This window comes from Phenylobacterium sp. Root700 (assembly GCF_001429025.1).
Lineage (GTDB): Bacteria > Pseudomonadota > Alphaproteobacteria > Caulobacterales > Caulobacteraceae > Phenylobacterium.
The window spans coordinates 154,874-174,950 of record NZ_LMHT01000011.1 but is presented as its reverse complement, the minus strand read 5'-3'; the positions used below and the strand labels follow the sequence as shown (position 1 = coordinate 174,950).

Annotated in this window: 13 protein-coding genes; 1 reads left to right on the top strand and 12 read right to left on the bottom strand. The window is 67.2% G+C overall.

Annotation, left to right across the window (positions count from 1 at the left end):
* Positions 1 to 23 precede the first annotated feature (23 nt).
* The 11 genes from ASE02_RS06400 to ASE02_RS06350 form a co-directional block, all read right to left on the bottom strand.
* On the bottom strand, positions 24 to 2,648 hold the full coding sequence (locus ASE02_RS06400; protein WP_200957620.1) for a TonB-dependent siderophore receptor: 2,625 nt from the start codon (positions 2,646 to 2,648) through the stop codon (positions 24 to 26).
* A gap of 386 nt (positions 2,649 to 3,034) precedes the next feature.
* Positions 3,035 to 4,423, bottom strand: a complete 1,389-nt coding sequence (locus ASE02_RS06395) for an amino acid permease (RefSeq protein ID WP_056732313.1) — start codon at positions 4,421 to 4,423, stop codon at positions 3,035 to 3,037.
* 194 nt (positions 4,424 to 4,617) lie between these two features.
* A complete protein-coding gene (locus tag ASE02_RS06390; protein WP_200957619.1) occupies positions 4,618 to 6,516 on the bottom strand; it encodes an NAD(P)/FAD-dependent oxidoreductase in 1,899 nt (632 codons plus the stop codon).
* A 117-nt stretch (positions 6,517 to 6,633) separates the two neighbouring features.
* Positions 6,634 to 8,115 carry an NAD-dependent succinate-semialdehyde dehydrogenase gene (locus tag ASE02_RS06385; protein ID WP_304438353.1) on the bottom strand — a complete coding sequence of 494 codons (1,482 nt, stop codon included), beginning with the start codon at positions 8,113 to 8,115 and terminating at the stop codon, positions 6,634 to 6,636.
* Positions 8,116 to 8,117: 2 nt separating this feature from the next.
* The gene (gene gabT / locus ASE02_RS06380) at positions 8,118 to 9,401 is read right to left on the bottom strand and encodes a 4-aminobutyrate--2-oxoglutarate transaminase (RefSeq protein ID WP_056732757.1); all 1,284 of its coding nucleotides are present in this window, start codon (positions 9,399 to 9,401) and stop codon (positions 8,118 to 8,120) included.
* A 143-nt stretch (positions 9,402 to 9,544) separates the two neighbouring features.
* The gene (locus tag ASE02_RS06375) at positions 9,545 to 11,926 is read right to left on the bottom strand and encodes a TonB-dependent receptor (protein ID WP_162257140.1); all 2,382 of its coding nucleotides are present in this window, start codon (positions 11,924 to 11,926) and stop codon (positions 9,545 to 9,547) included.
* Positions 11,927 to 12,260: 334 nt separating this feature from the next.
* Entirely contained in the window at positions 12,261 to 14,399 is a 2,139-nt protein-coding gene (locus tag ASE02_RS06370; RefSeq protein WP_056732306.1) for a xanthine dehydrogenase family protein molybdopterin-binding subunit, read from the bottom strand.
* A 9-nt stretch (positions 14,400 to 14,408) separates the two neighbouring features.
* Positions 14,409 to 14,864 (bottom strand): (2Fe-2S)-binding protein, encoded by a 456-nt coding sequence (locus ASE02_RS06365; RefSeq protein ID WP_056732304.1) that lies wholly within the window; start codon positions 14,862 to 14,864, stop codon positions 14,409 to 14,411.
* 116 nt (positions 14,865 to 14,980) lie between these two features.
* On the bottom strand, positions 14,981 to 15,370 hold the full coding sequence (locus tag ASE02_RS06360; protein WP_056732302.1) for a cytochrome c family protein: 390 nt from the start codon (positions 15,368 to 15,370) through the stop codon (positions 14,981 to 14,983).
* A gap of 119 nt (positions 15,371 to 15,489) precedes the next feature.
* Positions 15,490 to 16,098, bottom strand: coding sequence for a TetR/AcrR family transcriptional regulator (locus tag ASE02_RS06355; RefSeq protein WP_056732300.1), 609 nt, complete (start codon positions 16,096 to 16,098; stop codon positions 15,490 to 15,492).
* A 68-nt stretch (positions 16,099 to 16,166) separates the two neighbouring features.
* Entirely contained in the window at positions 16,167 to 17,228 is a 1,062-nt protein-coding gene (locus ASE02_RS06350) for an MBL fold metallo-hydrolase (protein ID WP_235536628.1), read from the bottom strand.
* A 136-nt stretch (positions 17,229 to 17,364) separates the two neighbouring features.
* Here ASE02_RS06350 and ASE02_RS06345 point away from each other — a divergent pair, with 136 nt between their 5' ends.
* A complete protein-coding gene (locus tag ASE02_RS06345; RefSeq protein WP_056732295.1) occupies positions 17,365 to 18,267 on the top strand; it encodes a haloalkane dehalogenase in 903 nt (300 codons plus the stop codon).
* Between the two features lie 10 nt (positions 18,268 to 18,277).
* Here the strand turns inward: ASE02_RS06345 and ASE02_RS06340 are convergent, their stop codons facing one another.
* Positions 18,278 to 19,957, bottom strand: coding sequence for a sulfatase-like hydrolase/transferase (locus ASE02_RS06340; protein WP_056732293.1), 1,680 nt, complete (start codon positions 19,955 to 19,957; stop codon positions 18,278 to 18,280).
* Positions 19,958 to 20,077: the final 120 nt, after the last annotated feature.

Genomic DNA, 20,077 nt, shown 5'->3' with positions numbered 1-20,077 from the left:
GGCGTCGCCCCGGAGACTAGGCGTCAGAACTTCGCGGTCACCCGGGCGTACCAGAAGCCGCCGTTGTACCCGAAGGGCGCGGAGTCGGAGTAGCGCGCGCCGTCGACGGCCGACTGGGTGCTTTCGTACCAGTTGGACACCGCCGCGCCGGCCGGTTGCGGCGCATAGAAGCCCCGCGCCCTGGCGTTCCGGTCGGGATAGTTGTCGAGCAGGTTCTCGACGCCCATGGCCACCGAGTAGTGATTGGCGAATTCGTAGCGGGCCTCGAGGTCGAGGGTGATCTCCTCGCCGAACTTCAGGACCCCGCCGTTCACCGGCAGCGCGTAGTTGACGTACGAGCCGTAGTAGTTGGCCCGCGCCGTGATCGACAGCGGCCCATTGCTCCAGTTCTCGGTCAGCGACCCCCGCAGCGTGGGCAGCGAATTCTCCAGGTTGCCCTTGGAGACGTCGTTGATGATCAGGGGATTACGCTCGATCACCTTGGTCTGGTTGTAGTTGGCGGTGAGCGTGGTGTTGAACCGCCCGAAGTCGGTCGTCAGCCGATGGCTGGCGACCACGTCCAGGCCCTGGGTGCGGGTGGCGAAGGCGTTGGTGAAGTAAGCCAGATTGCCGATGGTCTGCCAGTTGGTGACCCCCAGCTCGCGCAGTTTCTCACGCGTGGCCGCCTCCGCCGCCGGGTTGGCGGTGTTGATGATCTGGAACTGCTGCGAGCGGCCCAGACGGTCGGTGACCTTGATGTTGTAGTAGTCGATCGTCACCGTCACCGAGGGGAACGGCTGCCACACCATGCCGCCGCTGAGGTTGACCGACTTCTCAGGCGTCAGCGGCTTGGCGCCGAAGAAGATCGAGGCCGGGTCGGTGGGCGGCAGCGTCACGTTCTCCGTTGGGTTCGGCCCCACGAAGCCGGTGACGCCGGCGGCGGTGTAGAGCTGCCCGGCGGTCGGCGCCCGGAAGCCGGTGCTGGCCGCGCCGCGAACCGCGAAGGTGTCGCTCAACTCGTAGCGGCCCGACACCTTGGCGTTGGTGGTGCCGCCGAAGTCGGAGAAGTGCTCGTAACGGACGGCGACGCCGAGCGAGAACGCATCGGTGATGTCGCCTTCAGCGTCGCCGTAGATGGCGTAGCTGTCGCGCGAACTGTCGGTGGTGAACTTCGGCGCGAAGCCCGGGAAGCCGTTGGACGAAGGCGCCTGGGTGGCGGTGCCGCCGTTGCTCAGCCGCTGGAAGGCGTAGGGTCCGACCGCATAGGACGCCGGATCGCCGACGCCGATGATGTAGCGCTCCTTGCGGTACTCCGTCCCGGCCGCCAGGGTCACCGGGCTCGCGAGCCCGATCTCCAGCGGATAGGAGAAGTCGGCGTTGAAGCTGGTGTCTTCCTCGACCAGCTTGCCGGCGTAGAAGCTGGTCGGCGAGTTGGGGCCGAGCGACAGGTTCAGCGTGTTGTTGATGTGATAGACGACCTCGCTGCGCCCACGGCTGGCGCTGATGTCGTAGCGCAGGCCCGAGCCGAGCGTGCCCCGGATCCCGCCCGCCAGGGACATGTCCTTGATGTCGCCGATGAAGCGCGGATTGTACCCGTAGGGGAAGACCGACAGGAAGCTGAAGGTCTTGCCCGAGACGTCGTATGTGCCGTTCGGCAGCTGGTCGAGATAGATGGTGTTGAACACCGACGAGGCCGGATAGAGCTGAGTTCCGACGCCGCTCTGGGCGACGCCGACCGCCGAATAGGGTTGGCGGAAGTTGAACTCCGACTCCTGGTGGCTCTTGCCGTAGTTGCCGAAGGCGTAGAGCTCGGCGGCCTCGGAGATCTCGAAGGCGCTGTTGATGAAGACGCGGCCGGCTTCGACGTCCGGATCACCGATCCGCTGGGCGGGATCCTTGATGTGCGAGGCGATGTCGGGCCGGGTGCCCCGCAGAGCCAGGACGCCGGGCCGGTCGCCGCCGCGGCTGGTCTCCAGGCTGCGCAGATATTCGCCGCTGACGCTGATGAAGCCCCGGTCGGTGATCGGCAGGCCGATATTGGCCGACAGCTGGGTCGAGCCCCCGTCGCCCTTGTAATATTCACCATACTTCGCAGCCATCTCGACGCCGCTGTTGTTGCGCTTGAGGCTGTAGTTGATCACCCCGGCGATGGCGTCCGAGCCGTACTGGGCCGAGGCGCCGTCACGCAGCACTTCGACACGCTCAATAGCCATGGACGGGATCTGCGCCAGGTCGACGGCCTGGGCGCCGCTGGCCAGCGCGCCGCCGTTGATCTGCACCAGGGCCGAGCGGTGACGGCGCTTGCCGTTCACCAGCACCAGGATCTGGTCCGGCGGCAGGCCGCGCAGGGTGGGCGGTCGCACGAAGGCCGAGCCGTCGGAATTGATCCCGACGAAGCGACCGACGTTGAACGACGGCACCAGGTTGCGGAGCATCACGTTCATGTCGCCAGACGGCTGCTGGGCCAGGTCGCTGGCCGACAGGACGTCGATCGGAACCGCGCTGTCGGCGACCGAGCGGTCGGTCCGGCGCGTGCCGGTGACGATCAGGGTCTCGACGTCGGTCTCACCCCCGGCCGCGTTCGACGCCTGCTGCGCAGATGCGCTGTCGGCGAACATCAAGGCCGTGGCCAAGGCCAGATAGCAGGATGTGTTTCTATAATTGCGCAAATCGATCCCCCAGTTTTTGAGCATATGGAAAAGCCAATACAGTGTTAGACCGACGCGCGGCGCCCAATCGGCAGCCGTCCGGCGCGACATCGCACAGTTTTTAAGCTTACGGTCCCCAACCTCGACGCGGATCAATTCAAGACACGCCACGTCGTTGGCTTTTAGACTGTTGCCGTCCTGTAACTTTATGAGAAGGAGCCAAAAAGAGGGCTGGACGGTGCTATGTCGTCACCACTCTACTTGGCCGCGCAGACAGCTTTGGCGCGAGGAACGGCCCGCGAGGCCGCAGGCGCCCTCATCACGGCGCGAACGCCATGACGCGGGAGCTTCCGATCTCAGGAGCGGCGGTCAGGCCAAGGTCAAAGGGCCGGCCTGACCGCGCTGCGTCAGCGACTGGCGAGCGCCGTCAACCGGGCCCTGCGCCGCCGAACCACCAGGTAGCACGCCACGACCAGGGCCATGACGAACAGGCTGGAATAGAGTTGGCTGGCGAGTTCCGGCGTGCCGGCCATGGCCAGCAGCACCCCGCCGATGCCCAGGATGACGCCGTAGGTCGACCAGGGATGGAACCACATCCTGATCGCCGGCGGCGCGACGCCGGCCTGATCCAGCAGCTTGCGGCGCTTGAGATAGGCCAGGCACAGCAGGACATAGATAAACAGCATGATCGCGCCCGAGGCGTTGACCAGGAAGCTGAACACCACCTGCGGAGAGAGCACCGAGGCGCCCAGCGCCAGATACCCGAACAGGCTGCCGACCAGGATCGCGCGGACCGGGACGCGGCGGCTGTTCACATCGACCAGGAACTGCGGCGCGTCGCCTCGCGAGGCCAGGACGAACAGGACCCGCGAGGTCACATAGAGGCCGGAGTTGAGGCAGGACAGCACGGCGATCAGGACGATCACGCTCATGATCACGCCCGCGCCCGGGATGTTCATGCCTTCCAGCGCCGTGGTGAAGGGTGAGATCCCCGCCTGGATCGAGGTCCACGGCACCACCGAGACGATCAGGAAGATCGAGACCACATAGAACAGCAGGATCCGCGCGGCGACCGAGCTGGTGATGCGCGCGATGGTCTTCTCCGGCTCATCGGCCTCGGCCGCGGCGATGGTGGCGATCTCGGCGCCGGTCAGCGCGAAGATCACGCTGGTGACGCCGGCCAGGACGGCCACCGGGCCGGAGGGCGCGAACCCGCCGTGGGCGATGAGGTTGGAGAAGGTCATGGCGCCGGTCCCGTTGAGACCGAAGGCGTAGGCGCCGGCGATGGCGATGAAGGCGATGATGCCGGCGACCTTGAGTGAGGAGAGCCAGAACTCGAACTCGCCATAGGACCGTGTGGAGGTCAGGTTCACCGCGGTCAGCGCGGTCAGCAGGACCAGCCCGATCTGCCAGGTCTCGAACGGCAGCCATTGCCGCAAGATGACCGCGCCGGCGATCGCCTCGATGGCGACGACCACCACCCAGAAATACCAATAGAGCCAACCGGTGACGAACCCGCCCCAGTCCCCGAGGCCCAGGCGCACGAACTCGGTGAACGAGCCGACGCCCGGCTCGGAGATGGCCATCTCGCTGAGGATCCGCATGACCAGCAGGACCAGCAGCCCGGCGATCGCATAGCTGATCACCACCGCCGGACCGACCGTCGCGATCGAGGTGCTGCTGCCGACGAAGAGACCCGCGCCGATGATCCCGCCGATGGCGATCATGGAGACGTGCCGCGATTTCAGCGAACGGCCGAGGCCGTCCCCCTCCTCAGGTTTGATCGAGCCGCTCATCACGCAATTCCTCCGTCGGGTCGCCTCCGGTCCCCACTACGGCCAGATGGTCGATCCTATTCATGACAAGGCCGCCGGCTGGCCCAAGACGCCAAATTGCAAGCGTCCCGGTGACCGACCGTCACCAGCGCGCCGCCTGGGCGCCACCGACCTGAACTGATCAATCCGGCGGCGCCGTCAGCGGGGCCCAAGCTTTAGACAAGGCCGCGACTGTAGAGGCAGTCGTGAACCGCGCGTTGCGCCTGGTCGATTGCCTCATTGGTGAAGGCCGCGGCGCCGGCGTCGGCGTTGGCGATGGCGATCCGTCCAAAAGCCTTGCGCCCAATGACGTGCGGCCGTTCGTGTTCGGCGAAGGCCGGATCGCCCAGGGTGTCGTAGGTGTAGGAATAGCCGTGCGGCCAGCGGTTGACGGTGATCCCCAGGATGTCCCGGCCCGGATCGAAACCGCCGCCAGCCAGGCTGCGCGCCATCTGCGAGCGGATCTCCCGTTCGATGGTCTCGAACGGCGTGGCCAGCATGTCCATCCGCCCGAGCCGGTGCTGCTCCTTGCGCGGCAATCCGGGGGTGTTGGGGTTGCGCCCCATGTGGACGACGATCGGCTGATCGGGGTTCGAGGCGAAGTCGTAGCCCTTCATCGAGACCGGGATGTCGAGGCCGAAATTACTGTGATAGCCGGTCGGGGCCGAGACGCTCTGGATGCCCAGCGCCTTGAACGCCTTCCAGTTCCGCAGGAACACGTTGGTGTACTGCATCGGCACCTTGGAGGCGTAGGCCAGGGCCTGCTTCTGGGGCTCCGGCAAGCCAGGCACGATGAAGCGGATGATATTGTTGAAGCAGGCCATCACCACATTGGCCCCGCGCACGCTGCGCAGTTCGCCATTGGTCGAATAGACCACCTTCACCGATCGGGCGGTGGCGGGGTCGCCCTCATGCTCGGCCAGGACCACGGTGCTGTTCAGCCGGATGCGGACAGGCTGGTTCGCGCGGTCGAGCTTGGCGTAGTCGACCCGCGCGGTCGCCACGCTGTCGGCGTCCAGGACTCCTGGCAGCGCCTCCGGGACCAGCCGGTTGACCAGCAGACGCGCAATGGTGGCGTTGCCGTCCGGGAAGTGGGCGTCATACTCGGTCTCGAAGGCCGGCTCGCCGTCGATCACCATGCCGGCGAAGCCCGGGGCCCGCGACCTGGAGGCGATATAGGCCGGGCAGGTGTCGACCCGCATGTTGTTGCGGAAACCCTGGCCGGCGAAGAAGGGCAGCGCCGCCGGCGTAATCCCCACATGGTCGATCAGGAACTGCTGGTAGCTGATCGCCTTCAGGGCGGCCGCCTTCCCCTTCGGGTCGAGGCTGGGCATGTAGTCGATCTTGTCGGTGTGGAGGCGCAGCAGATCGGCCCGCACCTTGGCGCTCAGCGGCGCTTCCTTCAGGAAGACCGGCCACGGCTTGACCCCCTGCCCGACCACCAGACGGTCGACGCCGAAGTGCTCCTTGTCGAAGAAGGTGCCGCGCCCCAGGCCTTTGTAGAGGTCCTTGTTGACCTTGCGCTGCATGGCCGGGACATCGATCCCCAGGTCCTTGATCAGCGACCGCGCCGTGAAGCTGTAGGGATAGGGCGTCTCGATGCTCATCGTGCCGCCGTAGCCGAGATAGACCCGGCCCTCGTGACGGAACTCGTTGCGCTTGGCGTGACCGCCGAAATCGTCGTGGTTGTCGAGGATCAGGATCCTGGCGTTCTCGCCCATCATCTCGCGATAGAAATAGGCGGCCGACAGGCCCGAGATCCCACCGCCAACGACGACCAGATCATAGCTCTCGCCGGTGTCGGCGGCCGCGGCGCCCGGCGAAAACCCGCCGTCGCGCGCCTGGTGCGCCTGTTCGAACGAGCCGACATGCTGGCCGCGCAAGCCGGTCAGCTTGGGAGGATAATAGGCCGGATCAGGACCGCCGGCCGGAGCGCCAGCCCCGCCGGCGACCTGGGCCGCGGCCGATCCGGGCTGGAACGTCGTCGAGGCCGCCACGGCCACCGCCGCGCCGGCCAGAAAGTCCCGCCGCGCGATCGGCCGGTCCATTCCAAGGTTCTTGTCGTCTCGTTTCATCGTCATCACCCCAAAAGCAACCTCGGCGGCCCCACGCCGGCGAGCAGATGCGAAAGCCGTCGCGGTCGGCGCCGCAGGCAACACGCCAATTCTTCAGCAGGCCGATGGCCTGACCGTTCAGCCCGGCTCCACCTCGATGCAGACCGTCTTGGTGTCGAGATAGTCGCGGATGCCGAACAGCGAGCCTTCCCGGCCGAGCCCCGACTCCTTGACCCCGCCGAACGGCGCCACCTCGCTGGAGATCAGGCCGGTGTTGACCCCGACCATCCCGTATTCCAACGCCTCGGTGACCCGCCACGACCTGCTGGAATCGCGGGTGTAGACATAGGCCGCCAGCCCGGCGGTGGTGGCGTTGGCCATGGCGATCACCTCGGCTTCGGTGGTGAAGCGCACCAGTCCGGCCAAGGGCCCGAAGGTTTCCTCCCGGCACAGCAGGGCGTCCGCCGGCACCTCGGTCAGCACCGTGGGACCAAAGAACGAGCCGCCGAGATCAAGCGCCTCTCCTCCGGTCCTCAGCTGCGCGCCGCGATCCAGCGCATCGCGCACATGGGCCTGGACCTTGGCGATCGCCCGCTCATCGATCAGCGGACCAAGGCCGATGTCGTCGCTAAGACCATCGCCGATCACCAGGGCCTTGGCGGCGGCCGTGAGCCGCTCAGCGAAGGCGTCGTAGATCTGCGCCTGCACATAGATCCGATTGGCGCAGACGCAGGTCTGGCCGGCGTTGCGGAATTTCGAGGCCATCGCCCCCTGGACCGCCTTTTCCAGATCGGCGTCGTCGAAGACGATGAATGGGGCGTTGCCGCCAAGCTCCAGGGAGACCCGCTTGACGGTGCTCGCGCACCGGGCCGCCAGCATCTTTCCGACCGGGGTCGATCCGGTGAAGGTGAACTTGCGCACCCGCGGATCGGTGGTCAGCACCTCTCCGATCGGCGCGGCGTCGCCGGTGACCACATTGAAGACCCCGTCCGGGACCCCAGCCTCCTGCGCCAACACGGCGAGCGCCAAGGCCGAGAACGGGGTCAGTTCCGAAGGCTTCAGCACCACCGTGCAGCCGACGGCCAGTGCCGGTCCGACCTTGCGGGTGATCATCGCGGCCGGGAAGTTCCACGGCGTCACCGCGCCCACCACGCCCACCGGTTCCTGCAACGCCAGCAGGCGCTTGTCGGCAAGGTGCCCTGGGATGGTCACGCCATAGGCGCGCTTGGCCTCCTCGGCGAACCACTCGATGAACGAGGCGGCGTAGGCCACCTCGCCCCGGGACTCGGTCAAGGGTTTGCCCTGCTCGGCGGTCATCAGCCGGGCCAGATCCTCGGCGTGATCGAGGATCAATCCGTGCCAACGCTTCAGGATCACCGAGCGCTGCTTGCCGCTCAGTCCGCGCCAGGCGGGAAAGGCGGCATGGGCGGCGGCGACCGCCTGCTCGGCGGCCTGCGCGCCCAGGCGCGGCACGGCGCCCAAGGTCCGACCATTGGCGGGGTTGATCACCGCGATCTGGTCTTCGTGGCTGACCCATCGCCCGCCGATGAAGGCCTGCTCCCGCACGAGGTCGGGACGCGACAGGCCGATGCGCTCGATCTCGCTCGAAACCGTCAGCACGGTCACTGCGCCCCGACCGCGCCCAGGGCTTGTTCCAGCAGGCCAAGCCCCTCTTCGACGATCTCGTCCGACGCGGTGAGCGGGACCAGAACCCGCAGGGTCTCGCCGTACTTTCCGCAGGTCAGGAGGACCAGTCCATGCTCCAACGCGCTGGCCGCCACCGCCTTGGCTCCCGCGCCATCGGGAGCCCCGCTTCCGGTGACGATATCGAACGCGACCATCGCGCCAGGGCCCCGCGGTTCGGAGACGCGGGCTAGGTCGTTGCGCAGGGCGAAGCCCCGCACGCGGGCCTTGATCATCTCCCCGATCGCGTCGGCCCGCCCGAGCAGGCCTTCTTCCTCGATGACGTCGAGCACAGCCAGGGCCGCGGCGCAGGCCACCGGCGACCCGCCATAGGTGCCGCCCAGTCCGCCCGGCTCGACAGTGTCCATGATCGCGGCGCGGCCGATCACCCCCGACAGGGGGAAACCGCCGGCCAGCGACTTGGCGACCGCCACCATGTCGGGCTCGACCGGATAGTGCTCGATCCCGAACATCTTGCCGGTGCGGGCGAAGCCGGTCTGGACCTCGTCGGCGATCAGCAGGATGCCGAACTTGTCGCAGATCTGCCGGAGCGCCACCATCAACTCGACCGGGGCCGGGTTGAAACCGCCCTCCCCCTGCACCGGCTCGATGATGATCGCCGCGACACGGTCGGGCGCCACGTCGGCGGCGAACACCAGGTCGAGCGAGCGCATCGCGTCCTCGACCGTGACGCCGCGTCGGGCGTCGGGGAACGGCAGGTGATAGATCTCGGCCGGGCCGGGGCCGAAGTTCTGCTTGTAGGGCGCGACCTTGCCGGTCAGGCCCATGGTCAGCATCGTGCGGCCATGGAATCCGCCGGCGAAGGCGATCACCGCCGAACGGCCGGTGGCCGCCCGGGCGATCTTGATGGTGTTCTCGACCGCCTCGGCGCCGGTGGTGAAGAAGATGGTCTTGGCCGGCCCGCTGAACGGCGCCACCGCGTTGAGCCGCTCGGCCAGCAGGATGTAGGGCTCGTAGGGCAGCACCTGGAAGGCGGTATGGGTGTAGAGCCCGAGCTGCTTCTGAACCGCCTCGATCACCCGCGGATGCCGATGGCCGACGTTCAGCACGGCGATCCCGCCGGCGAAGTCGATATAGCGACGCCCCTCGACGTCCCAGATCTCGGCGTTCTCGGCGCGCGCGGCGTAGGTTCCGGTGGCGTTGCCGACGCCGCGCGGAACGGCGGCGAACCGGCGGCTGTGGAGGTCAGCGTTCAGGGACAAGGCGATCACTCATGGTTTGATACGGCGCCGGCGATAATCCCGATGGGAAGGCGGGCCGGCGAACGCCTCCGGCATAGAGGCGGTGACGACTGGCCACCGCCTCCGCATCCCGCCCGAAAGTCGGGCGGGCCTCACTATGGCGACTAGCGCCGGTAGGTGACGGTCACCCCGACCGTCCGCGGGCGGAAGGTCGACTGGGTGAACAACAGGGTCTCGGTGTCGCTATGTCCGCGTGACCGCAGCGGCGAGGCGTCGAGCAGGTTGTCGACGAACAACGACACATTGGCGTTCCCACCGATGATCGCCCCGGCCCGCAGGTTCACCATGTTGGTGGCGTCAGGCTTGACGTTTTCCGGATCGTAACCGCGATTGCGCGGGTCCTCGCTGGGCACCAGGCCGTCCCGCTTGCTGGTGTACTGATAGTCGGCGCGAACGTATCCAGAGTGGTCGAACAGCGGGAAGTCGTACTGGGCCCCCAGCGCGACGGTCCACGGCGGGCTGCCCAGAGAGTTGCCCTTGCTGACGATGATCCGGTTCGCGGCGAACTGGGTGGTGCTGGTGTATTCGGCGTCGGTGTAGCCGACCGCCGCATCGATGCTCAGACCTTCGATCGGCGTCAACGTCGCCTGCACGTCGAAGCCTCGGCTTCGCGCGTTCCCCAGGTTGTCCGTGAACTGGATGGCGCAGCTCGGCAGGTTCACGCCCTGCTGAATTCCGGTCCACTCGATGTGATAAACGCTGGCGGCGACCTGGAGCTTGCGGTCGAACAGGCGGTTCTTGGTCCCCAATTCCCAGCTGGCCACGGTGTCGGAGCTGTAGGACGACGGCGCGCCGGTCAGGCCAAAGGCGTTCAGGCTCACCCGGCAGGCGTCGACCGGCACGGGCGGATTGGCGCCCCCGACCCGGAAGCCCTTGGACCAGGTCGCATAGAACAGGTTGTTGGGGTCAGCCTGGAACGCCAGGCCGAGCTTTGGCGTGAACGGCTTCTCAGAGCTGTTCCCCTCGCCCTCGGTGCGGCCATAGTTCTGCGAACCGTCGGCGAAGTTCGTGAAGGCGAACTTGGCCTTTGCGTAGCGCGCGCCGGCCGTGACCTTCAACTGGTCGGTGAGCGCATAGGTCAGATCGGCGAAGGCGGCGATCTGAGTCTCCGTCGCCCGGGTCTGGTTGATGTAGCTGTCCTGCCCGAACATCGGGTACTCGAAGTACTCTTCCAGCGTCTGCCCGAAGGCGAACGGGAACAGGGCTTCGACCGCAGGCTCGACCAGCTCCTCGGTGCTGGACTGACGGTTACGCTGATAGAAGACGCCCGCCACCCAGGTCAGCCGCGCCTCGGGGTCGGCGGACTGGATGCGGACCTCCTGCGTGAAGTTCCGTTGCGTGTTCGTCACCACCGCCGGGCTGAGATACCGGGGCAGCGCCTGGTTGATGCCGGTCGACGTCAGGAACGGATAGAGCGGAGCCCCTTCACCGACCTCGTCCAGATAGAGGCTCTGATAGTAGGACAGGTTGTAGATCGTCCCGTCGTAGCCGGTCGTGTTGTTGCGGTGGAAATAGCTGGTGTTCGAGACGATCCTCACCGCCCCGACATCGTACTGAATGTTCAGGGCCGGCATGTAGAAGCTGTCGCGGCTGCCGCGATATTCCGGGCTGCTCTTGCGGAAGACGCCGTCCCCGCGGTCCGAGATCCCCTCGAAGAACGTGTCGTTATCGCGGGTGGTGCGCTTCTGATACTGGACGGACGGGGTGACCAGCAGCCCGTCGATCGGCTGGAAGGCCAGCGCGCCGCGCAACACCGAAACCCGGCCGGAGTTGGCGTTCTTGTCGTTGACGATCCCGCGCGGGTTGGCCGCGCTGATCGAGGCGTTGTCGACCCGGTCGATCCAGCCGGCGTCCTGGCGTTGCCAGGCGCTGAAGCGGACGCCGATCTTGTCCTCGATCAGAGGCCCGCCGAACGCCGCGCCGCCCTCGTAGCTCGTGCCGCCGTATCGGGTCTTCGAGACCTCGGCGCGGCCAAAGCCGCTGTACTGCGTCAGACTTGGCTGCGGGGTGATGTAGCGCACGGTGCCGCCCTGCGACCCGGCGCCGAACAGCGTGCCCTGGGGTCCGCGCAACACCTCGACTCGTTCGAGGTCGAAGATCGCCGGCAGCGAGTCGTCGGCGCTGAAGCCCAAGGAGCGCATCTGAATCGGGGTGTCGTCGATATAGACACCGGTGGTGCCTGAGCCCGCGCCCGACGAGATGCCGCGGATGCTGATGGAGTTGTCGCCGGAGTCGAAGCGCACACCAGGCGTGAAGCGGGCGACGTCCTCAAAGGACTTCACGCCCTTCTTGTCCATCGTCTCCTGAGTATAGGCGCTAACGCTGAGCGGCACGCGTGACAGCACCTGGGCCTGGCGTGTGGCTGTGACGACGATCTCCTCCACCTCCACCGATTTAGCGGTCTGCGCGTGGGCCATCCCGGCCGAGCTGAGCAATGCGCTCGACAGGAACAGGATGGACTTCAAGGACGTCTTGGATGGCGTCATCTCATCACCTTCGATCATGCCCCTGGCCGACCGCCGAAAGCAGCCTGACCGGAGCGATGCAATGAGAAGTCACGCGCGGAGCATAGACGGCGCGATCGGCGCCAAGTTGTTTCTACGCCATCAAGTTGACTATCGCGCTGTGCTCCCCCGTCCAACAATTCTCATCTGGGGCTGATGACGTATAGATGACAAAGCAACCAGCCTCCGGTGACGTGAGAGCACCGTAATAGGCCGAGTTGCTTTCAAGAGTGCAATACACGCACGCGCGCGCCGCAGACCAAGGCCCGCGGCGCGGCGTCATTCAGGCAGGTGAGATTGCGGCCGAGGCCGACGACTAGGCCTTTACCTTCAAAGCCTTAGCTATCGGCAGCTTGCGGACCCGAACGCCCGTCGCCGCAAAGACGGCGTTGGCCAAGGCCGGTCCGGCCCCGGCGGTCGGGGGTTCGCCCATCCCGCCAGGCGCGGCGGTGCTCTGAATGATATGCGTTTCAATCTGCGGGGCCTCGGACATGCGCAGAACGCGATAGTCGTGAAAGTTCGACTGCTCGACACGCCCGTTGGCGAAGGTGATTTCGCCGTGCAGGGCGCCGGAGATCCCGAAAATCACCCCGCCCTCCACCTGCGCACGCACCCCGTCCGGGTTGATCACCTGGCCGCAGTCGAGCGCCACGGTCACGCGGCGAACCACCGGCAGCCCGTCCGGATCGATCTCGATCTCCATGACCTGCGCCATGTAGGTGTCCCAGGCGTGGAGCAACGAGACGCCGCGCGAGCGCCCGGGTTTCGGGGGCTGGGCCCAGCCGGCCTTTTCGGCCGCCAGCGACAGCACCGCCTTGGCTCGATCATCCTGCGCCAGGCCAAGACGATAGGCCACCGGATCGGCCTTGGCCGCCGCCGCCAGTTCGTCGATGAAGCTTTCGACGACGAAGACGCTGCGCAGCGGACCAACACCTCGCCACCAGCTGGTGGTGACCGGGCTTTCCTGGCGGACGAACTGCACCAAATTGTTCGGCAGTCGATAGGGCGTGGTCACCGCCGACTCGACAGCATCGGCGTCTACGCCCTTGTAATATTTCGGATAAAGCCGGGCCATGATCGACGATCCGGCGATCCGATGGGTCCAGGCGACGGGCTGCCCCGCAGGGTCCAAGCCGGCTGCGATCCTGTCGACATAGTAGGGCCGGAAGAGGTCATGCTGGATGTCCTCCTCGCGCGACCAGATCACCTTGACCGGGCCGTTGACCGACTTGCCGATGGCGATGGCCCGCTCGACCATGTCGACTTCCAGCCGCCGACCAAAGCCCCCGCCCATCAGGAAGTTATGGATCGTCACCTTCTCCGGCGGCAGGCCTGCGGCCTTGGCGGCGGCGCCCTTGGCGGTGTCGGGCACCTGGCTTCCCAGCCAGACCTCACAGCTATCTGCGCGCACGTGCACGGTGCAGTTGGTGGGCTCCATCGTCGCGTGGGCCAGATAGGGCTGTTCGTAGACCGCCTCCACCTTCCGCGCCGCGCCGCGCATCGCGGTCTCAACGTCGCCCTGCTTGCCGGCTTCCGCACCCTCGCGCTGAGAGGCCGCCAGCAGCTCGGCGACTATGCCGGCCTGGTTGAGGTTCGCATTGGCTCCGTCGTCCCACTGCGGATCGGCGGCCGCCAGACCCTGCTTGGCGGCCCAGGTGTGATCGGCGACTACGGCCACGGCGTCAGGCAACCTGACCACCTGCCTTACGCCGGGCACGGCCAGGGCGGCGGCTTCGTTGACGGCGCGCAGCTTGCCGCCGGGGACCGGCGAGGCGGCGAGCGTGGCGATCTTCAGTCCAGGCATCTTCACGTCGATGCCGTAGACTGCAGAACCATTGACCTTGGCCGACGCATCAAGGCGGCGCGTCGGCTTGCCGATCAGGCGGTAGGTCGCCGCGTCCTTGAGCTGCGGTTTCGCCGGCACGGGCAGCAGCGCCGCCGCCGCGACCAACGTCCCGTAGGCGGCCTTGCGTCCGCTCGTCCCGTGGACCACCTGGCCGGCCTGCGCCGAACAGCTCTCCACCGCGACGCCCCACTTCTGGGCGGCCGCGGCGATCAGCATCATCCGCGCCGCGGCGCCGGCGTTTCGAACCGGCTCCCAGGTTTCCCGCACCGATGTCGAGCCGCCGGTCTCCTGCCCCAGCTTGCCGAACCGGCCCGGCTCTCCCGGCGGAATCTCGATGGTGACCGTCGCCAGATCCACCTCAAGCTCTTCGGCCAGCATCATGGGGATGGCGGTGTAGACCCCCTGCCCCATCTCGGTCTTGGGCAGGACCACCGTCACCTTGCCGTCGGCGCCGATGCGCACGAACGCGTTGGGTGAGAACGCGGTGGAGGCCGCCGCCGCCGCCCGCGCGGGCTTCGGCAGGACCTGGAAACCGACCAGCAGCCCGCCCCCGGCCGCGAGGCTCGCGGTGAGGAACGTGCGCCGGCTTGGGGATGTTGTCGCGACCATCGTCGGCTCCTAGCTGCCCGCAGCCTTGTGGATCGCGGCGCGGATACGGGGATAGGTTCCGCAGCGACAGATGTTGCCGCTCATGGCCTCATCGATATCGGCGTCGGTGGGGTGTTTGTTGGCGGTCAGCAGCGCGGTGGCGGCCAGCACCTGCCCGCTCTGGCAGTAGCCGCACTGGACGACGTCAATGTCGAGCCACGCGGCCTGAACCTTGGCGCCGACCGGGTTCTTATCAATCGCCTCGATGGTGGTGATCTTGCCCGCGCCGACCGATCCGATCGGCGTGACGCAAGACCTGATCGGCTCTCCATCCAGCAGCACGGTGCACGCCCCGCATTGGGCGACTCCGCACCCGAACTTCGTGCCGGTGAGGTCCATCAGGTCTCGCAAGACCCACAGGACCGGCATGTCGGCCGGAGCCTCCACCGACCGGGCCACGCCGTTGACATGAATGCGATAGGCCATGGCTTCCCCTCAGACTCCACCGACGGTGGCACGGGCGCCAAGTGGTCGGGAGATGCCATCACCGTCGGCCCCGGTGCCTGGGGAGCACCGATCTCAGGGCCGAGCCCCCGGGAGATCTACTTGCTGCTCGCCAGGTAGCCGACGATCTCTTGCCGTTGCTTGGCGTCAGGGACCGAGATGACCATTCGCGTCCCTGGAACCATCTTGCTTGGGGCGATGAGAAACTGATCGAGCGTCTGCGGCGTCCAGACCAGCTTCGAGGCCTTGAGCGCCGGCGAATAGGAAAACCCCGGCGTCGACGCCGCGGCTCGGCCGCTCACGCCGTAGAGCCCTGGCCCCACGCCGTTGCGCCCATCGGGCGTGTGGGTGTGACACATCATGCACCGCTGCTTGTAGAGGGCTTCACCCGTGGCGCTCTGGGCCATCGCCGGACTGGAGAGAGCCGCCCCAGCCAACAGGGCCACGATCGCCGCGCCCTTGGCGACGTCTGCGTATTCAAGCTTCATTCCACCTACCCAAGGCCTCGGACCGTCGTCGGTTCGTGAGCCCACCGCTACTATCGCAGCGGCCTGGGCGGAATGTGCCAAGGACGCACCCGCCCGGTGTTCGGGGAGCACCGCGCCGTTCAGGCCAGCAGCCGCTCCACCGCTGCTTCGAGCACCTCGCGCGCCTGGTCTGGAGCCAGGCCCTGCTCCCGCCGAAGCCGCGCCCAGCTCTCCCAGCTCAGCAGCAGGTCGAGGCTTTCGAGCCGCAACGGGTCGCCGGCCACCTGCGGCGGCAATTCGCGTTTGAGGATCTCGCGCAGGATGACGACCAGCCGCGCATTGTCGGTCTGCAGGAACCGCGAGCGGTGCTGCAGGGCGTCGGAGGCCCGTTTGTAGGGGCCGATCTTCTCGAACACCGCCCCGCGCCGCGCGACCAGTTCGATCACCCGCCCCCGCCAGTCCGACGCCTTGAACGGCTGCTCCATCATCGTGCGCATCTCGGCCTCGATGACCTCGGACATCTCCCGATAGAGGCTGTCCATGTCGCTGAAGTGCCGGAACACGGTGCGCAGCGCCACGTCGGCGCGCTGGGCCACCTGCTCGGCGCCGGGCGAGAGCTCGCCGCCATGGATGATCTCGAGCATGGCCGCGACGATACGGGCGCGGTTGTCCTGGCCCCGCCGGCGACGGCCGTCCTGTCCTGGCCCAGCCTCGCCCGCCGCTTCGTTCGGTTGGATCGCCCGGCTCACGCCACCTCGCCTACCCTAGGTCTGGTCCATGACTTAGGGCCTGGCGCGTTCAAGCTCCAGCCGCGCCGTCACTGGAAGATAGCGAGACGATCGATACGGCGGATTTCCTTGCCGCCAGCCGGCAGGCTGATCAGGTCGCCATCATGACCGACCCGGATCTCGCCGGAGAACAGCGCCCGCGCGTCGCCCAGGAACGGCCCCTCCAGCGCCCGCATCGGCAGGGGCGGAATGATGTGGGTGAACAGCAGGTAGCGCGCGCCGGCCCGCTCCGCCAACCGCGCCGCGTCCTCGGGCGGCGTGTGATAGGAGAGGATGTCGTGAGTGATCGCCACCAGGTTCTGGCGGCCAGCGGCCATCGCGGCCTTGTGCTGCATCGCCACCAGCGCCGTCGACTGGCCTTCGTGCACCAGCAGATCGACGCCCTTGGACGCCGCCTCGACGCGCTCGGAGGCGGTGGTGTCGCCGCTGATCACCGCGCTGCGCCCCTTGTAGACAAACTTGTAGCCGACCGCCGGTTCGACCGGCGAATGATGCACCGGGAAGGACGTGACCTTCAGGTCCGGCGTATCGATCAGCACCACGTCAGGGGCGTTTCTCGGCGGGTTGAACGAACGCGGCAGGCCGCCGAAACCGCTGGGCGGGGTGACCTTCTCGCCGTGGTGGGCGACGCGGTATCCGCGATCGAGGCGATAGGCGTCCTGGAAGCCGGCCACCACCGTCTCGACCCCGGTCGGCCCGTAGACCGGCACCGGCGAGGCGCGGCCGCCCCCAGCCCAACGCTGCAGCATCAGTTCGCCCAGACCGTCGATATGGTCGGAGTGCAGATGGGTCAGGAAGATCGCATCCACCTTGCCCGGCGGCAGGTTCATCAGGCTGAGATTCTTGGTCCCGCCGGCGCCGGCGTCGACCACGAACAGCTGCCGTCCCGCCAGCACCACCGTGCAAGGACCGGCCCGGGCCGGGTCAGGCATAGGCGAGCCTGATCCGCACAGGCCGACATGCAGGCCGTCCGGCAGATCGCTGAACGGGTCAGGCGCCATCGCCCGCGCATAGATCTTCTCCATCGCCGCCATCGCGACAGCCCCACGCATCGTCCACACCGCGGCCGAGACCAGCGCGAGCACCGCCACGACCACAAGTCCGGCTTTCCACCCTCGAGACATAGCGCTCCCCCATGGCCGGCTTGACCGGCTCGGAATATAGTGACACGCATAATGTCATTAGTTTCGAAGGTTCGCCAGCGCCGAGTGCGCGCGAGGAGATGCGATGCAGGTTCTGAGGACTCCGGACGACCGCTTCTCGGGCTTGGAGGGCTGGCCCTACGCCCCGCATTATCTGGAGATAGAGAACCCGGACGGCCCGCCCCTGCGGCTGCACTATGTCGACGAAGGGCCGCGCGACGGCGCCCCGGTGCTGCTGATGCACGGCGAGCCGTCCTGGGCCTATCTCTACCGGAACGTGATCGCCGGCCTGGTCGCCAAGGGCCGCCGGGTGATCGGTCCCGACCTCATCGGCTTTGGACGCTCCGACAAGCCCGCCAGCCGGGCCGACTACACCTATGAGCGGCACGTCGCCTGGATGAGCCGGTGGCTGACCGCCCTCGACCTCTCGGGCCTGACGCTGTTCTGCCAGGACTGGGGCGGGCTGATCGGCCTTCGCCTGGTCGCCGCCTTCCCTGAGCGCTTCGCCGGGATCGTCGTCGCCAACACCGGCCTGCCCGCCGGCTCGGGCATGACCGAGGGCTTCAAGGCCTGGCTGACCTTCAGCCAGGCCGTCCCGCTGATGCCGATCGGCATGATCGTCAACGGCGGCGCGGCGCGGAACCTCACGCCCGAGGAGGTCGCCGCCTATGACGCGCCCTTCCCCGACGAGACCTACAAGGAAGGCGCGCGGCAGTTCCCCGCCCTGGTGCCGGTCACCCCCGAGCACGCCTCGGTGGCGCAGAACCTGGAGGCCTGGAAGGTGCTGGAGCGCTTCGAGCGGCCGGTCGTCACCGCCTTCAGCGACGCCGACCCGGTGACCCACGGGGGCGATGCGATGTTCCAGGCGCGGATGCCCGGCGCCAAGGGCCAGCCGCACGTCACCCTGAAGGGCGGCCATTTCCTGCAGGAAGACTGCCCCGACGACATCGTCGCCGTCATCGACGGCCTCATCAGCCGCCGCCCTTGAGGCGCGCGCCTTAGTTGTCCCAGAGGATGTATTCGTCGCCGGCCTTCTGGGGAACGCCGCCGGGCTTGTCGATCAGGACGGCGCCTTGCAGCAGCGAGGGCCAGATCGGCTTGGCGCTTTGTGCGTCCTGGGCGGCGATCAGCGCCATCATGGCCTTCACCTTCTGAGGCTGGGCGAGCGACAGGTCGCGTTGCTCATTCGGATCATTGGCCAGGTCGTAGAGCCAGACCTTGTCGCGCGCGCCGCTCACCTGCAGCTTCCAGTCGCCGTCCAGCACCGCCTTGTACTGACCCGAGCGCCAGAACAGCGTCTGGTGAGGCCGCCCGGCGAGTTTGCCTTGCAGGTGCGGCAACAGGTCGACCCCGTCGATCGTGCGGTCGGTCGGCATCGGCGCCCCCGCGGCCGCGGCCGCGGTCGCGAAGATGTCGATGTGGCCGACCGGATAGGCGTAACTCGATCCCGCCGGGATCACGCCGGGCCAGCGCATGAAGAACGGCGAGTGGATGCCGCCTTCGAAGAAGGTCGACTTGAAGCCGCGATAGGGCTTGTTCACGTCGGGCAGACCGACATAGCCGGCGCCGCCGTTGTCGCTGGTGAAGATCACCAGGGTGTTGTCGTCCAGCCCCTCGTCCTTCAGCGCTTGAAGGATGCGCCCCACATTGTGATCGAGGTTGCGGGCCATGGCGCCATAGACCCGCAGGCGGTGATCCTTGATCTGCGGCAGGGCGTCGTAGTCCTCCCGCTTGGCCTGCAACGGCGTGTGGATCGCGTTCGGGGCGAAATAGAGGAAGAACGGACGGCTCTTGTTGGCCTTGATCGCCTTGACCGCCTCGTCAGCCAGATAGTCGGTCATGTAGCCTTTCGGCTTGAACAGCGCCGCGCCGTTGTACTGCACCGCATAGGGCAGGTTCGGCCACAGGAAGCGGTCGATCGCGTCCCAGGACTGCTTGGAGTTGACGACGCCCGGGTCCTTGGCCGGCAGGTACATCGAGCCGCCGGCGATGAAGCCCAGGCTCTCGTCGAAACCCTGGTCCTCCGGCCGCGAACCGGCCTTGCCGCCCAGGTGCCACTTGCCGAGATGGATGGTGTGGTAGCCGCGAGTCTTGAGGACCTCGGCGATGGTGATCTCGCTGGCTGGGACGCTCAGCTCGTTGACCGCCGAGGGCGAGCGCGTCGCGCTGCCGGCCGGCATGTCCTTGACCCGGTCGGGGAAGAACTTCGGTTTGACCAGCGCGCCGGGCTCGGCCTCGGTCCCCACCATCCGCGCGAACGCCACCGGCGCGGGGGTGAACTCAAAACCAAAGCGCGTGGCGTAGCGACCGGTCATGATCGCCGCGCGCGAGGGCGCGCAGGTCGCGTTGCCCGCATAGCCGTTGGCGAAGGCCACCCCGGTCTTGCCGATGGAATCGATGTTCGGGGTCGGCACGGCGCCGTTCGCCACCCCGCCGCCGTTGAAGGTGATGTCGTTGTAGCCAAGGTCGTCGGCCAGGATGAACACCACGTTGGGCGGCCGCGCACCGGCCGGGGCCGCCTGCGGTCCCTGGGCCCAGGTCACCGGCCGGTTCGGCTCTACATGCGGCATGCGGGCCCTGGCGATCAGCGACAGGACGGTGGTCTTGTTCGCGGCCGCCAGACTCAAGGCGGCCGCCGATACGAGCACAACAGCGCCCACCCCTGCCCATCGCCTCATCGTCGCCTCCCGACTTATATTGACACTATTCGTGTCATTATATCGCCCAGACGCCAAGCCCCGGCGTGATCACGTATCGGTCACACCAGATCAGCCGCCTAGGGCTTCCTTCTCACGCCA

Excerpts from the sequence above, each read along its gene's own strand:
- ASE02_RS06395 (WP_056732313.1), bottom strand. The coding sequence starts at position 4,423 with ATGAGCGGCTCGATCAAACCTGAGGAGGGGGACGGCCTCGGCCGTTCG.
- ASE02_RS06390 (WP_200957619.1), bottom strand. The coding sequence starts at position 6,516 with ATGAAACGAGACGACAAGAACCTTGGAATGGACCGGCCGATCGCGCGG.
- ASE02_RS06375 (WP_162257140.1), bottom strand. The coding sequence starts at position 11,926 with ATGACGCCATCCAAGACGTCCTTGAAGTCCATCCTGTTCCTGTCGAGC.
- ASE02_RS06370 (WP_056732306.1), bottom strand. The coding sequence starts at position 14,399 with ATGGTCGCGACAACATCCCCAAGCCGGCGCACGTTCCTCACCGCGAGC.
- ASE02_RS06365 (WP_056732304.1), bottom strand. The coding sequence starts at position 14,864 with ATGGCCTATCGCATTCATGTCAACGGCGTGGCCCGGTCGGTGGAGGCT.
- ASE02_RS06360 (WP_056732302.1), bottom strand. The coding sequence starts at position 15,370 with ATGAAGCTTGAATACGCAGACGTCGCCAAGGGCGCGGCGATCGTGGCC.
- ASE02_RS06345 (WP_056732295.1), top strand. The coding sequence starts at position 17,365 with ATGCAGGTTCTGAGGACTCCGGACGACCGCTTCTCGGGCTTGGAGGGC.
- ASE02_RS06340 (WP_056732293.1), bottom strand. The coding sequence starts at position 19,957 with ATGAGGCGATGGGCAGGGGTGGGCGCTGTTGTGCTCGTATCGGCGGCC.